At 73.7% G+C, this 19141-nt stretch carries 17 protein-coding genes and 1 pseudogene; 3 read left to right on the top strand and 15 right to left on the bottom strand.

Translation table 11 applies throughout. The annotated features are described in order from the left end of the window. Positions 1–72: 72 nt before the first annotated feature. Positions 73–336, bottom strand: coding sequence for a DUF3892 domain-containing protein (locus ACH9EU_RS08930; RefSeq protein WP_396413582.1), 264 nt, complete (start codon positions 334–336; stop codon positions 73–75). A gap of 323 nt (positions 337–659) precedes the next feature. Between ACH9EU_RS08930 and ACH9EU_RS08925 the strand changes: the two genes are divergently transcribed. Next, positions 660–1373 (top strand): AfsR/SARP family transcriptional regulator, encoded by a 714-nt coding sequence (locus ACH9EU_RS08925; RefSeq protein WP_396413581.1) that lies wholly within the window; start codon positions 660–662, stop codon positions 1371–1373. A 76-nt stretch (positions 1374–1449) separates the two neighbouring features. Here the strand turns inward: ACH9EU_RS08925 and ACH9EU_RS08920 are convergent, their stop codons facing one another. The 6 genes and pseudogenes from ACH9EU_RS08920 to ACH9EU_RS08895 form a co-directional block, all read right to left on the bottom strand. Next, positions 1450–5511: a Pls/PosA family non-ribosomal peptide synthetase gene (locus ACH9EU_RS08920; RefSeq protein WP_396413580.1), complete on the bottom strand. Its 4062-nt coding sequence runs from the start codon at positions 5509–5511 to the stop codon at positions 1450–1452. Between the two features lie 368 nt (positions 5512–5879). After that, positions 5880–6858, bottom strand: a pseudogene (locus ACH9EU_RS08915) (glycerophosphodiester phosphodiesterase family protein). 257 nt (positions 6859–7115) lie between these two features. Beyond that, on the bottom strand, positions 7116–7904 hold the full coding sequence (locus ACH9EU_RS08910; RefSeq protein ID WP_396413579.1) for a di- and tripeptidase: 789 nt from the start codon (positions 7902–7904) through the stop codon (positions 7116–7118). A gap of 90 nt (positions 7905–7994) precedes the next feature. Continuing rightward, entirely contained in the window at positions 7995–8969 is a 975-nt protein-coding gene (locus ACH9EU_RS08905) for a hotdog domain-containing protein (RefSeq protein WP_396413578.1), read from the bottom strand. Positions 8970–8988: 19 nt separating this feature from the next. Continuing rightward, positions 8989–10830, bottom strand: a complete 1842-nt coding sequence (locus ACH9EU_RS08900) for a pyruvate kinase (protein ID WP_396413577.1) — start codon at positions 10828–10830, stop codon at positions 8989–8991. Between the two features lie 258 nt (positions 10831–11088). After that, on the bottom strand, positions 11089–11376 hold the full coding sequence (locus ACH9EU_RS08895) for a hypothetical protein (protein ID WP_396413576.1): 288 nt from the start codon (positions 11374–11376) through the stop codon (positions 11089–11091). Between the two features lie 309 nt (positions 11377–11685). Between ACH9EU_RS08895 and ACH9EU_RS08890 the strand changes: the two genes are divergently transcribed. Then, complete coding sequence (locus ACH9EU_RS08890) at positions 11686–12312, top strand: cyclodeaminase/cyclohydrolase family protein (RefSeq protein ID WP_396413575.1); 627 nt, start codon at positions 11686–11688, stop codon at positions 12310–12312. A 54-nt stretch (positions 12313–12366) separates the two neighbouring features. On the opposite strand, the gene ACH9EU_RS08885 is transcribed toward ACH9EU_RS08890, so the two are convergent. Beyond that, positions 12367–13872: a DHA2 family efflux MFS transporter permease subunit gene (locus tag ACH9EU_RS08885; RefSeq protein ID WP_396413574.1), complete on the bottom strand. Its 1506-nt coding sequence runs from the start codon at positions 13870–13872 to the stop codon at positions 12367–12369. A gap of 131 nt (positions 13873–14003) precedes the next feature. Here ACH9EU_RS08885 and ACH9EU_RS08880 point away from each other — a divergent pair, with 131 nt between their 5' ends. After that, the gene (locus tag ACH9EU_RS08880; RefSeq protein ID WP_396413573.1) at positions 14004–14777 is read left to right on the top strand and encodes a fused MFS/spermidine synthase; all 774 of its coding nucleotides are present in this window, start codon (positions 14004–14006) and stop codon (positions 14775–14777) included. 113 nt (positions 14778–14890) lie between these two features. On the opposite strand, the gene ACH9EU_RS08875 is transcribed toward ACH9EU_RS08880, so the two are convergent. From ACH9EU_RS08875 to ACH9EU_RS08845, 7 genes are all read right to left on the bottom strand, one after another. Next, positions 14891–15277: a hypothetical protein gene (locus tag ACH9EU_RS08875; protein ID WP_396413572.1), complete on the bottom strand. Its 387-nt coding sequence runs from the start codon at positions 15275–15277 to the stop codon at positions 14891–14893. Continuing rightward, a complete protein-coding gene (locus ACH9EU_RS08870; protein ID WP_396413571.1) occupies positions 15267–16220 on the bottom strand; it encodes a cation diffusion facilitator family transporter in 954 nt (317 codons plus the stop codon). Before ACH9EU_RS08870 ends, ACH9EU_RS08875 begins: the two co-directional genes overlap by 11 nt. A 39-nt stretch (positions 16221–16259) precedes the next feature. Further along, positions 16260–16598: an acylphosphatase gene (locus ACH9EU_RS08865; RefSeq protein ID WP_396413570.1), complete on the bottom strand. Its 339-nt coding sequence runs from the start codon at positions 16596–16598 to the stop codon at positions 16260–16262. 171 nt (positions 16599–16769) lie between these two features. Further along, positions 16770–17429: an SDR family oxidoreductase gene (locus tag ACH9EU_RS08860; protein WP_396413569.1), complete on the bottom strand. Its 660-nt coding sequence runs from the start codon at positions 17427–17429 to the stop codon at positions 16770–16772. Between the two features lie 227 nt (positions 17430–17656). Then, complete coding sequence (locus ACH9EU_RS08855) at positions 17657–17989, bottom strand: cupin (RefSeq protein WP_396413568.1); 333 nt, start codon at positions 17987–17989, stop codon at positions 17657–17659. 2 nt (positions 17990–17991) lie between these two features. Further along, a complete protein-coding gene (locus tag ACH9EU_RS08850; protein ID WP_396413567.1) occupies positions 17992–18516 on the bottom strand; it encodes a DUF488 family protein in 525 nt (174 codons plus the stop codon). Positions 18517–18605: 89 nt separating this feature from the next. Next, the gene (locus ACH9EU_RS08845; protein WP_396413566.1) at positions 18606–19106 is read right to left on the bottom strand and encodes a pyridoxamine 5'-phosphate oxidase family protein; all 501 of its coding nucleotides are present in this window, start codon (positions 19104–19106) and stop codon (positions 18606–18608) included. Positions 19107–19141: the final 35 nt, after the last annotated feature.

Here is a 19141-nt window from a genome sequence, read left to right as displayed (position 1 = left end):
GGCGGCCGGGTCCGGACGGACCCGCGGCCCGGGAGACCGGGTTCCGGGCTGCTCCGCCCGGAACCCGGCCGCTCACACGGACGGCAGGTCGTGCAGATTGTTGCAGACCGTGTCCTCCGGCGCGGCCCACAGCCGCTTTCCGCACTCCGTCGGGACCACCCGGACCCGGAGCGGTCCGGGTGCCGCCGGAACGTAGTAGTCGTGCACCTCGGCCTCGATGTCCCGGATGATCCTGCTGGTGGATCTCGGGGACCACACCTCGGCGGGATTGCACAGGGCGACGATGTTTCCGAGGGGGTCCGTCCGGACTCCTGTCACGGGTCGCTGATCGGTCATCGGAAGATCTCCTGACAGCTGCCGGCCCGGGCCACGGGCCCGGGGCCGTTGATGTAATGCTGGGCCGACCGGCGCCTCCGCCGGTGGCGGGAGCAGCGTCGATCGGGGTGCGCGGCGCGGACTGTGAACGCCGTGCGTCGATTTACTTTTGACTCTTCCCGCTGGTCCGGGGATCATCAGGTTCTGAACCCTCTCCGCCGCTCTCCGGTCCACCGGAGCGCGGCCACCGGGAGGGGACGTGCGGGACGCCGTCTTCGGGGGAAGGCCGGCACCGGACGAGCGGGGATCAGGGATCACGTCATCGGGGGATCATGACAGTGGATATGGCAGTGGATGGGGAAAAATCGATCAAGCTCCGGCTGCTCGGCAACGTCGAGGTCGAACTCGACGGGACCGTGCTGGCCCTGGGCCACCGGCAGCAGCGACTGCTCGCCGCGCTGGCCGTTCTCGGCCCTCGGCCCCGCCGTTTCCTCGGCGAGCTCCTGTGGCCGGACCGCACCGCGCAGCGCGCCATGGGCAGTCTGCGCACCACCGTGTTCAACCTCTCGCGGCAGGTGCCCGGGGCCGTGGGCGCCCGCGGGAACAACATCGCGCTGACCGAGGCGGTCGCGGTGGACCTGCACGAGCTGCGGGAGTCCCTGCAGCGGGCGGCGGCCACCTCGGACGCCGTCACCGAGGACCCGTGGTTCCTGGCGCCCGGGGGCGCCCAGCTCCTGCCGGGCTGGTACGACGGCTGGGTCATGGCCGAGCAGGACAGGCTGCGCACGCTCTACGTCAACGCGGTCGAGCACCTCGCCCGGCTCTCCCTCGAGGAGGGTGACTTCTACCGCGCGCACATGCTGGCCGACAACGTCCGGGCCGTCGACCCGCTCCGGGAGAGCGCGGTCCGCGTGTCCATCGAGGCGGACCTCGGTCTCGGCAATAACGCCCCGGCCCTGCAGACCTTCCGCAGCTTCTGCACCACCATGGCCGACGAGCTCGGCGCGCCGCCCTCGCGGCAGATCACCGAGCTCATGAACGACATGCGCAGCGCCTGACGAGCCCTCTGACGCACGGTGGCCCCGTGACCCGGTTCCGGGTCGCGGGGCCACCGTCGTGCCGTCCATCGTCGCGTCAGCGGCCCGAGGTCACCGCGGCGGCGGCGGAGCGCACCGGGATGCCGCGCCAGGAGGTCTCGGGCAGCAGCTGCTCGCCCTTCATGACCAGCGACAGCCCGTCCACGGTCGTGCCGTCCCCCACCGTGGTGTCGTAGAGGACGATCGAGCGTGCTCCCACGCTGGCGCCCGAGGCGATCTCCACGTAGGACATCTTCATCACCCGGTCCTCGAAGAGGTGCGTCTGCAGGGACACGTCGGTGCACACGGCCGCGTCGTCGCCGATGTGGACGAGGTCGAACTCGGTCAGGTACGTCGTCCCGATGTAGGTCCGCCGGCCCACGTGGGCGCCGAAGAGCCGCAGGAGCGGGCCGATGAACGGGGTGCCCACGAGACCGCCGATCAGCGCCGGGACGGCTGCGGACTCGTAGACGCCGGTGACGAACTCGCTGCGCCGGACGAAGTTGTCCCACAGGGGCTCGATCCGCTGCCGGTACCGGCCCACGATCGCCCACTTGAGGACCACCACGGCCAGGACCACCGTGAAGCCGGTGGCCAGCGCGATGAGCGGCAGCACGGCCAGGTAGGCGAGCAGCGGCAGCTCGGGCACCAGGGCCACCGAGGCCAGCAGGCCCAGATAGCCGATGAGGCCGATCAGCGCCGGGGGCACCGTGATGCGCAGGGCCTCGATGAGCAGCCGGGCCGCGACCTTGCCCCGCGAGGGCCGGAACGTGAGGCTCTCGTCGAAGTTGCCGCTGTCCTGGCGCCGTGGCAGGAACATCGCCGGCGAGCCCAGCCAGGACGTCCCGTCCGGGACGTCGGCCGGGGGCACGGAGGCCACACCCACCAGCGACGCGTCGCCCATCCGGGTGCCGGAGGGCACGAACGCCGCGTTGCCCACGAAGGACCGGTCCCCCACCACGGTGCGCTCCATGTGCAGGTGCCCGTTGTGGTAGACCGCGCTGCCGACGCTGGCCATGTCCGCGACGAAGCTTCCCTCGCCGAGGGTCAGGAGGTCGGGGTCGATGTGACCCACCGTGGAGATCTCGGACCGCGGTCCGACCTTGGCCCCGAGCACCCGCAACCACGGCACGGTGTAGAGCGTGGCGTACAGGGCGTTGGTGCTCTCGAGGCTCGTCTGGAGGAGCTGGTCGGCCAGCCACTTGCGCACGCCGAGCCCGCTGCGGACCGCGTGGATGCCGGTGGGGGTCCTGCGCAGGACCAGGGCCCGGCCCGCCGCCACCACGGCACAGACGGTGACCACGTAGACGAGGCCGACCGCCGGGGTGAGCGCCAGGCCCACGGGGACGCCGAACTCGAGGGCCGCGATCCAGATCATCAGGAAGGACGGCAGGACCAGGACGAAGGGCAGCATCTCGAGGGCCATCCAGCCCAGGAGCAGACCGGTGGCGAGCGGAGCGGGCATCCTGCCGCTCGGGCGGGGGCGCCGCTCCATGCGCTCCAGGAGCTCGTCCTCCCCCTCGCCGGGACGGGCCGGGGAACCGATCCAGTGCTCGCCGGCCGGGATCGTCTGGTTCCGGGAGACGAGGGACTGCTCGCCCAGCCGGGCGCCGTCCTCGAGCCGTGCACCGGGCTGCAGGAGGGCGTTGGCGCCCACGAACGCGTCGTCGCCGACGTGCACGGGACGGATGGTCACCCAGCCGTCCTCGACCTGGGCCGTCTGCACGGAGGCGTTGTAGCCGATGCTGGCGCCCGCGCCGATGCTCACCAGCGACGGCAGGCCCACGGTCGCGGTGCCCACGTGGGCGCCCGGGCCGACCGTGGCGCCCAGCAGGCGCAGGTAGCCGGCGGCCATCGGGGTGCCGGTCAGGAGGCTGAGCGGCGAGAGCCGGGTCAGCCCGTCGATGCACCAGAGCAGGAAGTACTGCCTGCCCCACAACGGGTGGTGGCCCGGTCTGACGAACCGCCCGAGCACCCGGGAAGCCACGAACGGCAGCAGGAACCGCGCGGTCACGGAGACCAGCAGGCCCACGAGCAGGAGGTCCCACATGAGGGCGTAGCTGAACTGACCGCCGTAGGAGTACAGGACCGCGCCCAGCGGGGAGCCGACGAGCATGACGGCCAGCAGCAGTGTCGACAGCTGGGCGAGGCCGCACAGCGCCACCCGGCCGTTCGTGTGGTACAGGGCCGAGGGCCGGTCGTCCACGGCGGTCGTCGCCGGGACGGCCGCCGGAGCGGAGTCCAGGTGCCGGGCCAGGTCCCGCACCGTGGGGTAGGTGTAGATGTCGGCGATGGACAGGTCCTGCTCGGGCTGCTCCCGGCGCAGCTCGGACGTGGCGGTCGCGGCGAGCAGGGAGTGCCCGCCGAGCTCCATGAAGAAGTCCGCCTCCACGGAGAGCTGGTCCTCGGGGATGCGGAAGACGCGGGACCAGACCTGCGTGATGCGGCGCTCCATCTCCGTCTCCGCCGGCACCAGCCCCACCGTGGTGACGAAGCGCGGCGAGCTGGGGTCGGGGAGGTTCTTCCGGTCCACCTTGCCGCTGACCATCATCGGCATGGCCGGCAGGATCTCGTAGAAGGACGGCACCATGTAGGGCGGGAGCGCCGCGGCCACGGAGTCGTGCAGCAGCTCGAACAGGGCGCGCTCGTCGCCCACCGGGTTGCGCAGCGTGAGGAACGCGGCCACGTCGTCGCCGCCGGCGACGAGCTTCACGGCGGCGTCCGCCACGACGTCATCGCGGCGCAGGACGTTCTCGATCTCCTGCAGGTCGGCGCGGTGGCCGCGGATCTTGACCTCGCTGTCGGCGCGGCCGAGGTACTCGATCTCGCCGTCGGGAAGGATCCGGCCCAGGTCCCCGGTGCGGTAGATGCGCCCGGCCCGGGGTCCCTCGGGGTGCGGCCGGAAGCGCTCCTCCGTGACGTGCGGCAGGTTCACGTAGCCGCGGGCCACGCCGGGGCCGGCGATGCAGATCTCGCCCGGTTCGCCGTCGGGGAGCTCGTTGAGCTCCTCGTCGAGGATCCGCACGTCGTAGGTGGGCAGGGGCTTGCCGATGGTCACGGGCCGCCCCGGGGACAGCTCGCCCCACGTGGCCGTCACGGTGCCCTCGGTGGGCCCGTAGGTGTTGAGCATGCGGCGCTCCGGGGTGGACCAGCGGTCCACGAGCTCCGCGGGGCAGGCCTCGCCGCCCACCAGGATGCTGCGCACCCGGGGCAGGTCGTGGTCGAGGGTGGCCAGGACGGTGGGCACGCAGTAGAGCACGGAGATCTCCATGCGCTCGAGGAAGTCGACGAGCCCCTGCCCGAGCCGGGCGTCGTCCGTCGGCCCGGCCACGATCGTGGCGCCGGAGGCCCACGTGGGCCAGATCTCCTCGATGGAGAAGTCGAAGGCGATGGTCATGCCCTGGTAGACGCGGTCCTCGGCGCGGACGTCGTAGACCTCGGGCACGATGCTGATGAAGTTGCAGATGCTCGAGTGCGCGATCTCGACGCCCTTGGGCCGCCCGGTCGAACCCGAGGTGTAGATGATGTAGCAGGTCGGATCGCCCTCGTGGCGGACCTCCGGACGGTGCGCCGGCGCGTCGTCGAGGTCCTGGCCGATGCGTTCGACGTCCAGGACGTCGCCCGGGGTCTCCTCGACCAGCGGCACGAAGTCCCCCGAGGTCAGGAGCAGGGACAGGTCCGAGTCCTCGGCGATGAACTGCACGCGCTCGGCGGGCAGGTTCGGGTCGATCGGGACGAAGGTGGCGCCCGTCTTGAGGACGGCCAGCAGCGAGGCGTAGAGCATGGTGGAACGCTGCAGCAGGATGCCGACGCGGTCGCCCGGGGCGAGTCCGTACCCGGCGATCAGGTGCGCCATGCGGTTGGCGAGATCGTCGAGCTCCGCGTAGGTGAACGTCCGGTCCTCGACGTGGAGAGCCTCGGCGTGGGGCGTCAGGTCGCAGCTGCGTTCGAAGAACTGGTGGAGCCGGGTCGGCGAGGGGTCGTTGCCCGCTCCTGCCGAGTGGTCCGTCCCCGGTCGCGCCCCCACGGAGCTGCCCGTCACCGCGGCCTCGTCCCACAGCACTCGCTCCGCCGACGACCCCCCGTCGCGGCGCTGGGAGCGATGTGGTGCTGAGGTCATGTCCAACTCCTTCCAAGGCGTGAAATGCCGGTATTGCCGACCCGTCCTTCCTACTCAGGACGGTGTTATGACCCCCTCACGGATGCATCACGCAGGCGTTATCGGTGCGTTACCGGTGCGTTCGATCCCCGCGTTGGCGCGACCGGGCGCACCCGGCGGGAGCCCCGTCCGTGTGCAAACTCACACGGTGCCGCACCTGCCCCGAGACGTTCGCGCCCGCAATCGCGCGGTTCACGCTCCCGCCGCGGGGTCGCCGGGACCCCGGGGAGGCCACCGTTGCGGGGACAACCCGTGACCGGCCGCGACGGAGGGCGCCTCGGGGTGCGGCCCGGGTGCGGCCCGGGTGCGGCCCGGAGAAAATGGTTGTATTACCTTTCGTGAACCGGTGGGACGGCGCCCGGGGACGCGGAGCGGGCGCCGACGAGAAGGGGAGGTGGTGCCCCGTGCGGAGCGGCCGGACCCGCGGTCCGTGCGGCTCCCGCCGCGGCCGATCCGCTCGTCCAGGTCAGGACGTCGGCCGGCCGGTTCGTCGTGATCTCCTGGACCCCCAGTGCCAGGCAGAGATCGACGTCCTGCGGCGTGTCCACGGTCCAGACGCGCAGCGCGAGGCCCCGGGCCAGCCAGTCCTGCACCTGTCCGGGGGTGCGCCCGGACGTAGTCCGTGCCGGGCCCCACGAGATCCACGAGACCGTCCGCGATCACGGGCAGCGCCGGTGGCACCACCAGCCGCATCCCGGCGTGGAGCACGGCGGCCGCCGCCGCGCCGACGCGCAGGCTGTCGCGGACCGTGCGCCGGGTCGCCGTCTCCACGAGCTGGCACACGTGCCGCGGGGGCACGGTCTCCGCGAGGCGGCGGACGGCGCCCGGATGGAAGCTCATGAGCGAGACGGTGACGTCGTCCACGCGTCCGGTCTCGGGATCCCAGCCTTCCCGCAGGAGCAGCGCCAGCACCTCGTCCTCGAGCCGGTGGCCGAACGGGCTGGGGTGCTTGGTCTCGACGGCCAGTCCGACGGGACGGCCGGCGTCCCGGAGCAGGTCCAGGAGCTCGGGCAGCGTCAGGAGCTGCCGGTCCGTCGCTCCGTGGGTGGGCGGGACGGGCACGCCCTTCCACGAGCACCAGTCCAGCCGGCGCAGCTCGGCCAGGGTGCGTGCGGACACGGGACCGCGGCCGTTGCTCGTGCGCCCCAGCTGCGCGTCGTGGTGCAGGACCAGGTGGCCGTCGCGGGTCAGGTGGACGTCGCACTCCACACCGTCGGCCCCGTCCAGCAGCGCCTGCACGTAGGCGGCACGGGTGTGCTCGGCATGGGCGGCGCTCGCACCCCGGTGGGCGTAGACGCTCGGTCGCACGGCGCTCCCTCGGCTCACGGCGGGGCCGCGGACCGCCCCGCTCGGCACCACGGTAGGGAGGACCGGTGAACGCGGCGCCAATCCCCGGAGGCCCCGGTGTGAAGAACCGTTGCCCTCCGCCCGCCGCGGGCAGCCACCGGCCGGAGCGGTGTCAGGAGCGCACGGCACCGCCGGAGGGACGGTGCCGGTGCGCGAGGAGGACCGGCCCCGGGGGATGTCGGGGAACGCCGGTCATCCGGTCCGTGGCCGCGGAGCGCCTACGGGTTCGCGCCGGTGATCTCGCCGGTTCCCTCGCCCTCGTCCCCGGCCCCGGCGAAGCGCGGGGCGCGCTCCCCGGGCTCGAGCTCGGCGGGGAACGTGCCGGGCAGCGGGCCGAACGCCTCGTGGGTGGCGGAGATGACCTGCTTGGCCATGGCGAGGTTCGCACCGCCGCCGACGACCGCTCCGATGCCGAACGGCAGGGCCCGCCCGAACACCGCGCCGGTCTGCCGGAGCAGGAAGCGCTTGACGAACATGTTGCGCACGACGCGGCCGACGTCGAAGGTCTTGGAGTCGTCCCGGCCCATCATCAGGCCCCAGGAGGAGACCATGCCCTTGCCCCGGGCGCCGCTGGCCAGGATCTGGTTCATGACCTGCCGGCCGTCCTCGCCGAGCATCAGCGCCATGACCATGGTGCGGGTCTTCTCCGGGTCCTCGGTGTGCACGCCGTGCAGCTCGGCGATGGCCTGCGCGTAGAGCGCCGTGGCCTCGAGGTAGCCGGCCACGGCGACGGAGGACAGCCCGAGGGAGGCGATCGTGCCGATCCCCGGCACCACCGCCGTGGCGCCCACGGCACCGCCGCCCACGGTCACCGAGCGGACGTAGAGCTTCTCGATCCGCTTGGCCAGCTGCTCCGGGGTGTCCTTCGGGTGCTCCTCCCGCTGCTTCTTCACGAAGTTGAGCACCACCGGGCGCTGGACGCGCAGCACGGTGTCGAGCACCTTGTTCAGGGCCGGCTTCGGCCTGCCCTCGTCGTCGAACGCCTTGTCCAGCGGGTTCAGATCCATGGCCGTGCTCTCCTCGGGAACGGGACGGTGGTCGTCGGCCCCACTATATGCACAGCACACTGAGCGCACAGCCGGGCGGCGGCCCGTCCGTCAGGTGCCGGGCAGCCGGGAGACGGAGGGGTCGACCTGCTGGAAGGAGTCCGGGAAGTCCGCGCGCAGCCGGACCAGCTCCCGGGCGAAGGCGTCGAGGTCCCGGTCCTCCTGGCTCACGGGCTGCCACTGCCGGGCCGGCAGCGCGTGCCCGGCGTCGTCGAGGGCCACCATGACCATGAGGCAGTTGGTGGTGAGCTCGAGCTGCCCGGTGGCGGGGTCCCCCGACCAGCAGTTGACGGAGATGTGCAGGCCGCGGGCCGCCGTGTGGATGAGGCGGGCCCGGACCTCGACGAGGTGGCCGATGTGCATGGGCCGGTAGAACCGGACGCCGCCCGCGTAGACGGCGATCACCGGCCGCCCGGCCCACCGGGAGCCGCACACGTACGCCGCCTCGTCGATCCACCGCATCGCGGTCCCGCCGTGGACCTTGCCGCCCCAGTTGATGTCCGTGGGGGCGGCGAGGAAGCGCAGCACGGTCTCCTCGGCCGTGCCCTGGTCCGTGTACCGCTGCTCGGCCATCAGCTTCTCGATGCTGTTGCGCAGCTCGATCCGCCGCCGCGTGACCGCCTGCTGCTGGCGCTCGAACTCCGTCTCGGGGGCCCACTGCGGGACGGGTGTGGGGCGGCCGTCGCCGTCGACGGCGACCATGATGATCAGGCACGTGTCCTTGAGGGTCACCCCGTGGTCGCGGGGGTCCGCGGAGGCCACCTCCACGCGGATGTGCATCGAGGACCGGCCGGTGTGGACGATCTTCGCGGCGACCTCGACCATGTCCCCCACGCAGACCGGTCGGTCGAAGTGGATGTTGCCGACGTAGGCGGTGACGCAGTAGGAGCGCGACCAGCCCACGGCGCACGCGTAGGCCGCCTTGTCGATCCACTCCAGCACGCGCCCGCCGTCCACGGTGCCGGTGCGGCCGGCGTCCGTGGGCGCGGCGAGGAAACGGAGGACGGCGGTGTCACGTGCGGCCATGCCCACAGTGTGGCACGACTCACTCCCCCAGCGGTCCCCAGGCGTTGAGCCGCCGGAGCCTGTCGGACTTCTTGTGCGCGTGCCCCTCCATCCGCACGAGGATGTCGTCGAGGGCGGCGATGGCGTCCACCACGAAGGGGCCCTTGTTGAGCATCACGCACTCGGCGCGCTGCCCCATGGCCGCGTCCGTCACCTCCGCGCGGGAGGGCAGTCCCTCCTTGGCCAGGCTCTCCAGGACCTGCGTGGCCCACACCACGGGGACGTGCGCGGCCTCGCACAGCCACAGGATCTCCTCCTGGACCTCGGCGAGGCGCTCGAAGCCGGCCTCGACCGCGAGGTCTCCCCGGGCGATCATGACGCCCACGTCCTGCCACCGCATGGCCTCCACGAGCATCCCGGGCAGCGCCTGGAAGCCGCCCACGGTCTCGACCTTCAGGGTGACGTCAAGGGCCGTGCTGCCGATCCGTGCCAGCTCGTCCAGCAGGTCCCTGACGTCCTGGCGCGAGCGCACGAAGGACATGTTCACGATGTCGGCGTGCTCGGCCACGAAGGGGAGGTGGGAACGGTCCTCGTCGGTCAGCGCGGAGATGTTCAGCTCCGTCTCCGGCAGGTTGATGCCCTTCCCGGCCCGCAGCTTCGCCCCGCCGGGCCGCGCCTGGAGCACCTCCAGCTCGATCTCGTCCGGGTGCACGGACGCGATCCGGCAGCGGATCCTCCCGTCGTCGAGCCACACGGGCTGGCCCTGCCGGGCGTCGGCGAACGCCTCGGGCAACGAGCAGCCGATCCGGTGGGGCCCGGTGTCCCGCACCGGTGCGGGGGACATGTCCCGGGTCAGCACGAGCGTGTCCCCGGTGTGCACGCGCAGGTGCTGCTCCACGGCCGGGAGCTCCCCGAGCGTGCCGCGCGAACCGTCCTCCGCCTCGACGGCGAGGCCCGTGGCGAAGTAGACGGTCTTGGAGCACTCGACCAGGGCCCCGGCCCCGGAGGTCCCGAGCACCCGCAGCGTGCGCCCCGAGCCGCGCGCGTCCTTCAGCCGCAGCCTCTCCCCCCGGCTGCGGGCCGCGGCCCAGGCGGGGTCGGCCACGGGCACGGCCGGGGCGTCGTCGTCGGCCCCGGGATCGGGGTCGCCCAGCCAGAGGCGGGCCGGGACGGTCACCCGCCCGGTGCTGTCCCGGGTGGGCCGGATCTTCCGCACCTGCGGTCCCGGCTCGAGCGGGCCCGTGCGCAGCTTGGGTCCGGCCAGGTCCATGGCCACGCGGACCTCGCGGCCCAGGGCCCGCTCGGCGGCGCGGACGTGCTCGACCATGGCCGCCCACTGCTCGGGCCCGTCGTGGGCGCAATTGACCCGTGCCACGTCCATCCCGGCACGGACCATCTCCGCCACGAGGTCCGGGTCCCCAGCGGCCTCGGACGGGAAGGTCACCATGATCCGCGTGCTGCGCTCCTCCCGTGCCGCCCCGAACAGCGCGGCGGTGTTCCGGCTCAGCACCTGCGCCCCGGGGAGTTCCGGCCCCTCGAGTTCGACGCCCGGGTCGGGGACCTCCGCGACGGCTCCCGGGTCCCCCTCGGTCCGCCCCGCGAGCACGCCGAGGGTCTCGACGACGGCGAGCAGGTGGGTCATGACCCCCGCCTCCATGCGGCCGAGGGAGGACAGGCCGAGCCCGCTGAGGTCCTGCTGGAGGTCCCGGACGTCACGGCTGCGCACGGCGACGTAGTCCACGAGGTTCAGGGCCGAGCGACGGTGGCGGGGGTTCACCTGCTCGAGCTCCGGAGCGGCGGCGCGTCTGGCCCGGACGACGACGTCGACGAGGGCCCGGACGCGCTCGAGCAGCTCCCCGGCCCGCTCCCTGCGGTCGGTCACGGCCCGCCCCCGGCGTCCTGGTGCCCGCCGGCGTGCCGAGCGGTGAGTGCCGCCACGTCCTGGGCCGTCATGCCGATCCCCTCCCGTTCCCCACCCGTGCCCTCCGGCGCCCTGCCGGGGCGAGGCCCTGTCCCGCACCGGGCGCAGGGCGGAGGGCGCCACGTCCCCGTGTCCTCCCATGATCCTCCTGGTCAGGCCCGCTGTCAGCCGCTCCCGCGGGCGTGCCGCACGGCCGTCGGGCCGGCGTCGGACGGGGGCTCAGGCGGCTCGGTCGAACGGGGACCGGCGCAGCCGGTAGCCGTGCACGGGGATCAGCTTGCGGGAGCCCGTGCCCGCCTCGAGGATCCAGAGGATCCCGAGGTGCGGCGCGCTCTGGCCCACGGTCCCCACGTGGCGCAGGCGGTCCTGCTCCCACACCTCGATCCGGTCGCCCGGGCGGATCTGCTCGGGGTCGGCGACCCAGCTCCCGGCCGGTTCCCCGGCGGTGGTCGGTGCGTCGGCGGTGGTCGGTGCGTCAGGGGTGGTCGGTGCGTCGACGAAGGTCATGGCGGCACGTCCTCTCGGTGGGGGTCTGCTCCGGGCCGGGCGGCGCGGTGCAGGACGATGGCGGGTCGGGCTGCTCGCACCGCCGGGCCGATCCGGTCCCGCGGTGCCTGCCCCGGCCCTCTCGGCGTCGGCGTCAGGACTCCCCCAGGATGGCCTCCGGACGTGGCCGGAATGTTTCGGTCCGGTTGACGGGCCGTGCCGTCGGCACGGCGGGCCTGTGAGACTCGCCACGGTGCGACCGGCGGTTAGGCTCGTGCCGATGCCGCCGCCCGGCCCGGGAGCGGCGCCCCCGCACCGGAAGGGACCACCGTGACCACGTCGCCGATCGACTCGGAGAACGTCAGGGCCTACGTCGAGCGCATGGCCTCGGGCGAACCCGCCCCGGGCGGGGGTGCTGCCGGGGCGCTCCAGGCGGCACTGGCCGCGGCGCTGCTCGCGATGTCCGCCCGCTACTCCACGGGGTCGGGGCGCACGGCGGACGCCGAGCGCACGGCCGCCCGCGCCGAGGAGCTGATCCCCGCCGCGCTGCGGCTCGCCGACGCGGATGCGGAGGCCTTCCGGGCCCTGTCCGCGGCGTACGCGCTGCCGCAGGACAGCGACGAGCAGCGGACGGACCGGTCGCGGGCCGTGCAGGAGGCCACCACGGGGGCGGCGGGTCCGCCCCGGGACCTGATCGGCGTGGGCGCCGAGGTGGTGGAGCTGGCCCGCGAGCTGTCCGGGTGGTGCAACCCGAACGTGCTCAGCGACGTCGCGGCGGCCGCCGAGGCGGCGCGGGCGGCCGTGGCCACGGCCGTGGTGACCCTCGAGATCAACCTGCGGCCCCTCAAGGACCCGTCGGCCGTCGATCGGCTGCGGGCGGAGGTGGGCCGCGGGGAGCGGGCCGTCGACGACGCCGCGGAGCTCGCACGCCGGGTCCGGGAGCGCGTACGGGACTGAGCCCGGCCCCGCCCCGGCACGCCGGACCGGGACGAGGTGCGCGGCCGTGCCCGCTCAGGACGAGGGAACCACCGGACGGCGCACCCCGACCGACCCCGCGACGGCCAGCAGCGAGAGGACCGCGCCGCACAGGAAGGCCGCGCGCACGCCCTCGGCGGCCGCCTCGGTGCCCGCCGCGTCCGAGGCCACGGTGCCGAGCGTCATGACCGTGACGAACAGCGCGGCCCCGGCGGCGCCGGCCACCTGTTGCACGGTGCCCACGACGGCGGAGCCGTGCGCGTGCAGCTCGTGCGGCAGCGAGCCGAGGCCCGCGGTGAACAGCGGCGTGAACACGAGCGCGAGGCCCACGCTCAGCACCACGTGGGCGACCAGCACGGCGGCCACGGGTGTCGTGGCCGAGACCAGGGTGAGGCCCCACAGCGAGGCGCTGACGACCACCGTCCCGGGCACGAGGAGCACGGTCGGGCCCGACCGGTCGTACACGCGTCCCACCACGGGCGCGAGCAGCCCCATGACGAGCCCGCCGGGCAGCAGCAGCAGACCGGTCCCCAGCGGATCGAGGCCCTGCACGTTCTGCAGGTAGAGCGGCAGCACGATGAGCGTGCCGAACAGCGCGGTCACGCTGACGCCGAGCACGACCGTGGCCATGGTGAAGGTCCGCGAGCGGAAGGTGCGCAGGTCCAGCAGCGCCCGGTCGGCGCGCTGCAGCCGCGTCTGCCGCCGCACGAAGACGGCGAGCGCCGCGGCGCCCACGCCCAGGGGGACCCACGGCGGCACCACGGTGAGCGCGCCCTCCGCGAACGAGCTGAGGCCGTAGACCAGGCCGCCGAACCCCAGCGCCGAGACGACCACCGACAGGACGTCCAGGGACGCGGCCCGGGGCTCGGTCACGTCGGGCATGCGCACGGCGCCGAGCACCAGGGACGCCACCGCGATGGGGAGCACGGCCAGGAACATCCAGCGCCAGTCCAGGACGCTGAGGATCACCCCGGAGATCGTGGGGCCGACGGCCGGGGCCACCGAGATGACGATCGCGATGTTGCCCATCACCCGCCCCTGACGGGTCGGGGCCACGAGCGTCAGCACCGTGGTCATGAGCAGCGGCAGCATGATGGCCGTTCCGCCCGCCTGGACCACGCGCCCGGCCAGCAGCACCCCGAAGCCCGGGGCCGCGGCGCAGATCAGGGTGCCGGTGCTGAAGAGGCCCATCGCGGCCAGGAACACCGGGCGGGTGTCGAGCCGCTGGAGCAGGAAACCGGTGACCGGGATGACCACGGCCATGGTCAGCATGAAGGCCGTGGTCAGCCACTGTCCGGCGACCGCGGTGATCGACAGGCTGTCCATGAGGCTCGGCAGTGCCACGCCCATGATCGTCTCGTTGAGGATCACCACGAACGTGGAGGCCAGCAGCAGGCCGATGACGAGGCGGTCGCGGGCGGCGAGGTCGGCCGGCGGCGGCGTGTGCGGGGCGGTGGCCGCGGGAGCACCGGGTGCCGGGGCCGGGGCCCCGGGAGGGGCGGGCGCGCCCGCGGGCACGGGCAGCGGGATGTCGTCGGGCATGGTCCGGTTCCTTCGGGCGTCGGGAGGGCGGCGACCGCCGAGGGGCGGGTGCCACCCGTAGAGCTTAGGCCCGGGACGCCCGGACCGGCGCCGCCGGCGGACCCGGGCCTCCGACCGGGACAATGGACCGCATGCGCAGATTCCTCAAGGACGCCGGCGTGCACGCCGAGATCGCCCCGGACGGTTTCACCGAGGGCGGCTTCGTCCTGTCCATCGGCGGGGCCGAGCAGTCCCACGTGAACCTGGCGCACCCGGAGGAGGTCTTCTACGAGTACCTGCGGCGGATCGCCAACGTGGCCGACGTCGTGGCGGCCCCCGGCGCCCCGGTCACGGCCGTGCACCTGGGCGCCGGAGCCCTGACCCTGGCGCGGTACGTGGCGGCGACCCGGCCGGGCTCCGCCCAGACCGCCGTCGAGCTGGAGCGGGAGCTGCCCGGCTTCGTGCTGGACGCGCTGCCGCTGCCGGCCGGGGCCGACGTGCGCGTCGTCGTCGGCGACGCCCGGGCCGCGCTGCCCGACGTCGTCGCCCCCGGGTCCGCGGACCTCGTGGTCCTGGACGTCTTCTCCGGCCGGGACGCGCCCCCGCACCTGACGGAGCCCTCCTTCTACGCCGAGGTGGCCCGCGTGGTGGCGCCCACCGGGGTCCTCGCCGTCAACGTCGGCGACGACCCGGGGCTCTCGTTCTTCGCCGGCCAGGCGCTCGCTCTGCGATCCGTGTTCGCCGACGTGTGGTGCCTGGCCGAGCAGCGCCTGCTCACGGGCCGCTACCCCGGCAACCTCGTCCTGGTGGCCGGCCGCCGTCCCCTGCCCCGCGGGTGGGCCGGGTCCCTCGACGCCGCGGGCCCCCACCCCGCGTCCGTCCTGGACGGCCTCGGCCTGGAGGAGTTCCTCGGCCGGCTCCGGTGAGCCGTCCGCCGGCGGGGCGGCCGCCACCCGGCACGTCCCCCGGCGCTGCACCCCTGGCCCTTCACCCCCGAGCCTTCGTCCCCCCGCCCCCGGCGCCGCGCACCGGGTACTCCTCACGGGCCGGGCGGGGACCTGAACCGGCCCTGCTCGTCGAAGGACGGGCCCCGGTCGTGGACGGGGAAGGTCGCGAAGGCCGGGACCTCGTAGGGGTGCGCCCGGGCCATGGCCTGCAGGACGTGCTCCCGCTCCGCGGCCGGGTACAGGACCTCGATCCGGACCTCGTCGACCTCCTCGGGCCGCCCGACCTCCCCGATCGCGGGGTCCGACCCCGGCAGGGGCGTGAAGCGGCCGGTCCCCCGGCTCACGAACGCGGCGTGGGAGTACGGCCCGAGGCGCCCGGCCCCGGCGTCGCCGAGGGCCTGCAGCACGGCCTCCGCGTGGGTCCCGGGGACGAACACGACCAGGCAGTGGTGCCGGGTGCTCGGGGGCTCAGTGGTCATGGGGCGCGCACACCTCCGGTTCGACGTGGTCGGCGGGCTCCAGCTGGATCGTGGAGTGCTGGACGGAGACGGGGAAGTGCTCGGCCACGCACCGCTGGATCCGGCCCAGGGCCTCGGCCGAGCCGCCCGAGTAGAAGTACTGCTCGTCGAGCACCACGTGGGCGGTGAGCACCGGCAGGTCCGAGGAGATGCGGGAGGCGTGCAGGTCGTGGACCTCCACGACGTGGGGCAGCTCGAGGATGTGTCCGCGGACGTCCGCGAGGTCCAGGCCCGGCGGGGTGCTCTCCATGAGCACGGACAGCGACTCCACGAGCAGCCGGATGGTCCGCGGAACGATCAGCGCGCCGATCAGCAGGGCCACGACGGCGTCCGCCTGCATCCAGCCGGTCAGGGTGATGACGACGGCGGCGACGATGACGGCGACCGAGCCCAGCGCGTCGTTGAGGACCTCGAGCATCGCGGCGCGCAGGTTGAGGTTGCCGCGCCGTCCGCCCGCGAGCACGGCCATGGACACGAGGTTGCCCACCAGGCCCACCGCACCGAAGACGAGCAGCTCCACCGAGGCCACGGGGTGCGGGTCGATGAAACGCCGGATCCCCTCGACCACGACGAACAGCCCGACGGCCAGCAGCACGCCCGCCTGCAGGGCGGCGGCCACGATCTCGGCGCGCCGCCACCCCCATGTGCGCCGGGCCGACGGTGGGCGCAGGGTCAGGTGGGCCGCGACGAGCGCGAGGAGCAGCCCGCCGGCGTCGGTGAGCACGTGGGCCGTGTCGAGCAGCAGCGCCAGGGAGCCGGTCCACAGCGCGCCGACCAGCTGGACCACGAACAGCGTGGCCGTGATCCCGAAGGCGGTCGCGATCCGCCACCGGTCCGACCCGCCGTGGGCGTGGCCGTGTCCGTCCCCCGCGCCCGCGGGGTCTGCGGCGTGGTCGTGCACCATGCCTCCATCGTAGGACGGCGCCGCGGCTTCCCGCCCGGCTCAGCCGGTGGTGAACCCGCTGAACTCCCCCGTGGCCGGGCCGTAGTGGGAGTCCACTTTCATGACGGCGCCGGGCGCGCTCCCGCCGTGCAGGGACCGGAGCAGGTCCCGCACGGCGCGGCGCGGGCCCTCGGCCACGACCCACACGGTGCCGTCCTCGTTGTTGACGGCGAAGCCGTGCAGGCCCAGCCGCTGCGCCTGGCGGGCGGTCCAGTAGCGGAAGCCCACGCCCTGCACCGAACCGTGCACGACGGCGTTCAGGCGCAGCGGTTCGTCGAGGTCGAGCTCCTCGGGGTCGCGTCCGTCGGAGGCCCCCGGGTGGATCGGCGGCAGCGTCACGGTGCCACCTCCCCGGAGCCGGGCTGGATGGGGTCGTGGTGCGTGTCCATGACGCCAGACTAGATGGCGCGGTGCCACGGGGACACCGCACGAGGACGTCGCCCGGGCAGGGGGCTGCGGCCCGGACCCCTGCCCGCGGTCACACCGTGATGGCCCGCGCGGGCCGCACGACTACTCGGCCTCGGTGAGCGCGTCCGTGATGAGCGTGTCGCCGTCGCAGAAGTCGATGGTCCTGCCGATGGTCGACGGGTCGTCGAGCACGGCGGAGACGACGAGCGCCACATTGCCGCGCGCGGTCTTCCGCTCCTCGTCCCGGCCGCGGGTGCCCAGTGAGATCTTGCCCGTCGCCTCCTCCGTGGTGAGGGCGCCGGGTCCCAGCACGGTCCAGTCGAGCTCGGACTCCCGCAGGTGGTCGTCGGCGTCCGCCTTCGCCTGCGCGTAGGCGTGGAAGGGGTCGTCCTCGGGGATGCCGTGGTCCTGGCCGGCACCCATGTAGGAGACCATGACGAAGCGCCTGGCGCCGGCCATGGCGGCCGCGTCCATGGTGCGGACGGCGGCGTCCCGGTCGACGGCGTACGTGCGCTCCGGGTTCCCGCCGCCGGCGCCGGCGCTCCACACCACGGCGTCGTGCCCCTCGAGGACGTCGGCCAGCTGGGCGACGGACAGCTGCTCGACGTCGGCGACCACGGCGGTCGCGCCGGTGTTCTCGACGTCGTCGGTGTGGTCGGGGTTGCGGATGACGCTCGTGACGTCGTTGCCGCCGGTCTTGAGCATCTGGGCGAGGATCAGTGCGACCTTGCCGTGGCCGCCGATGATGCACACGTGAGACATGGGGTGCTCCTTGGGGTTCAGGGACGTGGATGTCAGGGGAGGGATGTTCCTTCCCCGACGCTAGACCGGTCCCGGAGGAAGGAACACGTCTCACGCGCAGGGCGAAACCGGGCACCGGCGCCGGACCACCCGCGGAGCCGCCGACGGCGACGGCGCCCCGACCGTCCCGGCGCGCCTCCGCCGGTCAGGAGCAGCCGGGCCGGAGCGGCGCGGCATCCCCTGCCCGCCTACTCTGCGGCGTCCTCGATGCCGGTCACCGCCGTGAGGATGAAGACCGAGTCCTCGACGGCCTCCACGGAGTGGCGCTCCACGGGGATCACGTGCAGCTGACCCGCCTCGAGCACCAGGTCCTGGCCGGCCCGGACGCGGATCCGCCCGTGCAGGACCTGGAGGCTGCCGGCGTAGGGGGCGTTGTGCTCGGCGAGCACGGCGCCCTCCTTCATGGCCAGCAGCGTCTGGCGCAGCACCTTCTGGTGCAGCAGCTGCGCCGCGCTGCGCCCGTGCGGGGCGTGACGGGCCTCGTTCAGGTGCTGCATGGCGATCTCGTTGAGGTGCTGCATGGTCATCCTCCTGGGTAGGTGATGTGGTATCCGTCGACCACGGCGAAGTCCCGCAGGGTGGCGGGGGTGAGCTTGCCGGGTCCCATGATGTGCTGGACGTCGTGGCCGCGCACGAGCAGGGCCTCGGCAACGAGGGAGCGGTGGCAGCGCCACCACACGGCCTCCGCGCACATGACGGCGACGACGCGGTCCGCCGCCAGGGCCTCCAGCTCCCCGAGGGCCTCCCGGAACGCGTCGGTCTGCATGTAGTCGGCGTAGCCGCGGAAGGACGCGTTGCGCCACGCGGTGTTGACCGAGTCCTCGGACGTGGAGCGCAGTCCCCCGAGGCCGGGGCAGTGCGTGTGGCCGATGCCGGCCACGGCGAGGGTGTCCGGCAGCTCGTCCAGGTTGAACTGGGGATTGGTGCGCGAACGCGGCACGGTCCGGATGTCGGCCAGCTCCTGCACGCCGAACTCCTGCAGCAGCGCCACGAACTCCTCGGCGGATCGGGTGGAGTGTCCCACGGTGTAGACGGTGTGCCCTGCCATGACCTCAGCCTACTGACCGGCGCCGGGGTGCGGCGGGGACCGACACCGGTCCCGTGGCGGCCACGGCGCGCGCGGCTCGTGCGTGCTCGTCAGGGCTCGCCGGGATCCGTGGCCAGCCACCGCGCCGAGCCGCCCGGGGTCCGACGGCCGGGAGCCGCCGTGGAGTCCCACGCCTCGGGCTCGAGCACGGAGAAGCGGCGACCGGTGACCGCCGCCGGCAGGATCCGGAGGAACGTGTCCTTGCGCCCGGCCTGCCACGGGAACAGAGGGAGCTCGAGCGCGTTCATCAGCTCGTGACCGGGAGGGACATCCTGGGCGTGCCCCTTGAGGACGACGCTCCAGGCCCGGCCGGCGGACGCGTCACGTCCGTCGACCTCGAAGGCGACGGACGCCCCGGAGAGGGCCCCGGCCGTCTTGGTCCCCTTCCCGGAGCGCAGGACGACCGTCCCCTCGTCCACGGCGTAGTTGACGGGGAAGATCTCCGGTTCCCCGTCCACCACCACCGCCAGCCGGCCGGTCCCGGCCGGCCCGAGCAGGTCCCAGCAGTCCTCGGCCGTCAGCTCTTCCACGTCCTCGCGGTACCAGGTCATCGTCGTCCTCTCGGCTCGTCATCACCTCCAATCTA

Origin of the sequence: Kocuria rhizosphaerae (genome assembly GCF_044462265.1) — a bacterium.
In the GTDB taxonomy this organism is placed as follows: Bacteria; Actinomycetota; Actinomycetes; order Actinomycetales; family Micrococcaceae; genus Kocuria; species Kocuria rhizosphaerae.
This window is presented reverse-complemented; position numbering and strand designations above follow the sequence as displayed.

Excerpts from the sequence above, each read along its gene's own strand:
- ACH9EU_RS08930 (WP_396413582.1), bottom strand. The coding sequence starts at position 336 with ATGACCGATCAGCGACCCGTGACAGGAGTCCGGACGGACCCCCTCGGA.
- ACH9EU_RS08925 (WP_396413581.1), top strand. The coding sequence starts at position 660 with ATGGCAGTGGATGGGGAAAAATCGATCAAGCTCCGGCTGCTCGGCAAC.
- ACH9EU_RS08920 (WP_396413580.1), bottom strand. The coding sequence starts at position 5,511 with ATGACCTCAGCACCACATCGCTCCCAGCGCCGCGACGGGGGGTCGTCG.
- ACH9EU_RS08910 (WP_396413579.1), bottom strand. The coding sequence starts at position 7,904 with ATGGATCTGAACCCGCTGGACAAGGCGTTCGACGACGAGGGCAGGCCG.
- ACH9EU_RS08905 (WP_396413578.1), bottom strand. The coding sequence starts at position 8,969 with ATGGCCGCACGTGACACCGCCGTCCTCCGTTTCCTCGCCGCGCCCACG.
- ACH9EU_RS08895 (WP_396413576.1), bottom strand. The coding sequence starts at position 11,376 with ATGACCTTCGTCGACGCACCGACCACCCCTGACGCACCGACCACCGCC.
- ACH9EU_RS08885 (WP_396413574.1), bottom strand. The coding sequence starts at position 13,872 with ATGCCCGACGACATCCCGCTGCCCGTGCCCGCGGGCGCGCCCGCCCCT.
- ACH9EU_RS08880 (WP_396413573.1), top strand. The coding sequence starts at position 14,004 with ATGCGCAGATTCCTCAAGGACGCCGGCGTGCACGCCGAGATCGCCCCG.
- ACH9EU_RS08875 (WP_396413572.1), bottom strand. The coding sequence starts at position 15,277 with ATGACCACTGAGCCCCCGAGCACCCGGCACCACTGCCTGGTCGTGTTC.
- ACH9EU_RS08870 (WP_396413571.1), bottom strand. The coding sequence starts at position 16,220 with ATGGTGCACGACCACGCCGCAGACCCCGCGGGCGCGGGGGACGGACAC.
- ACH9EU_RS08860 (WP_396413569.1), bottom strand. The coding sequence starts at position 17,429 with ATGTCTCACGTGTGCATCATCGGCGGCCACGGCAAGGTCGCACTGATC.
- ACH9EU_RS08855 (WP_396413568.1), bottom strand. The coding sequence starts at position 17,989 with ATGCAGCACCTCAACGAGATCGCCATGCAGCACCTGAACGAGGCCCGT.
- ACH9EU_RS08850 (WP_396413567.1), bottom strand. The coding sequence starts at position 18,516 with ATGGCAGGGCACACCGTCTACACCGTGGGACACTCCACCCGATCCGCC.
- ACH9EU_RS08845 (WP_396413566.1), bottom strand. The coding sequence starts at position 19,106 with ATGACCTGGTACCGCGAGGACGTGGAAGAGCTGACGGCCGAGGACTGC.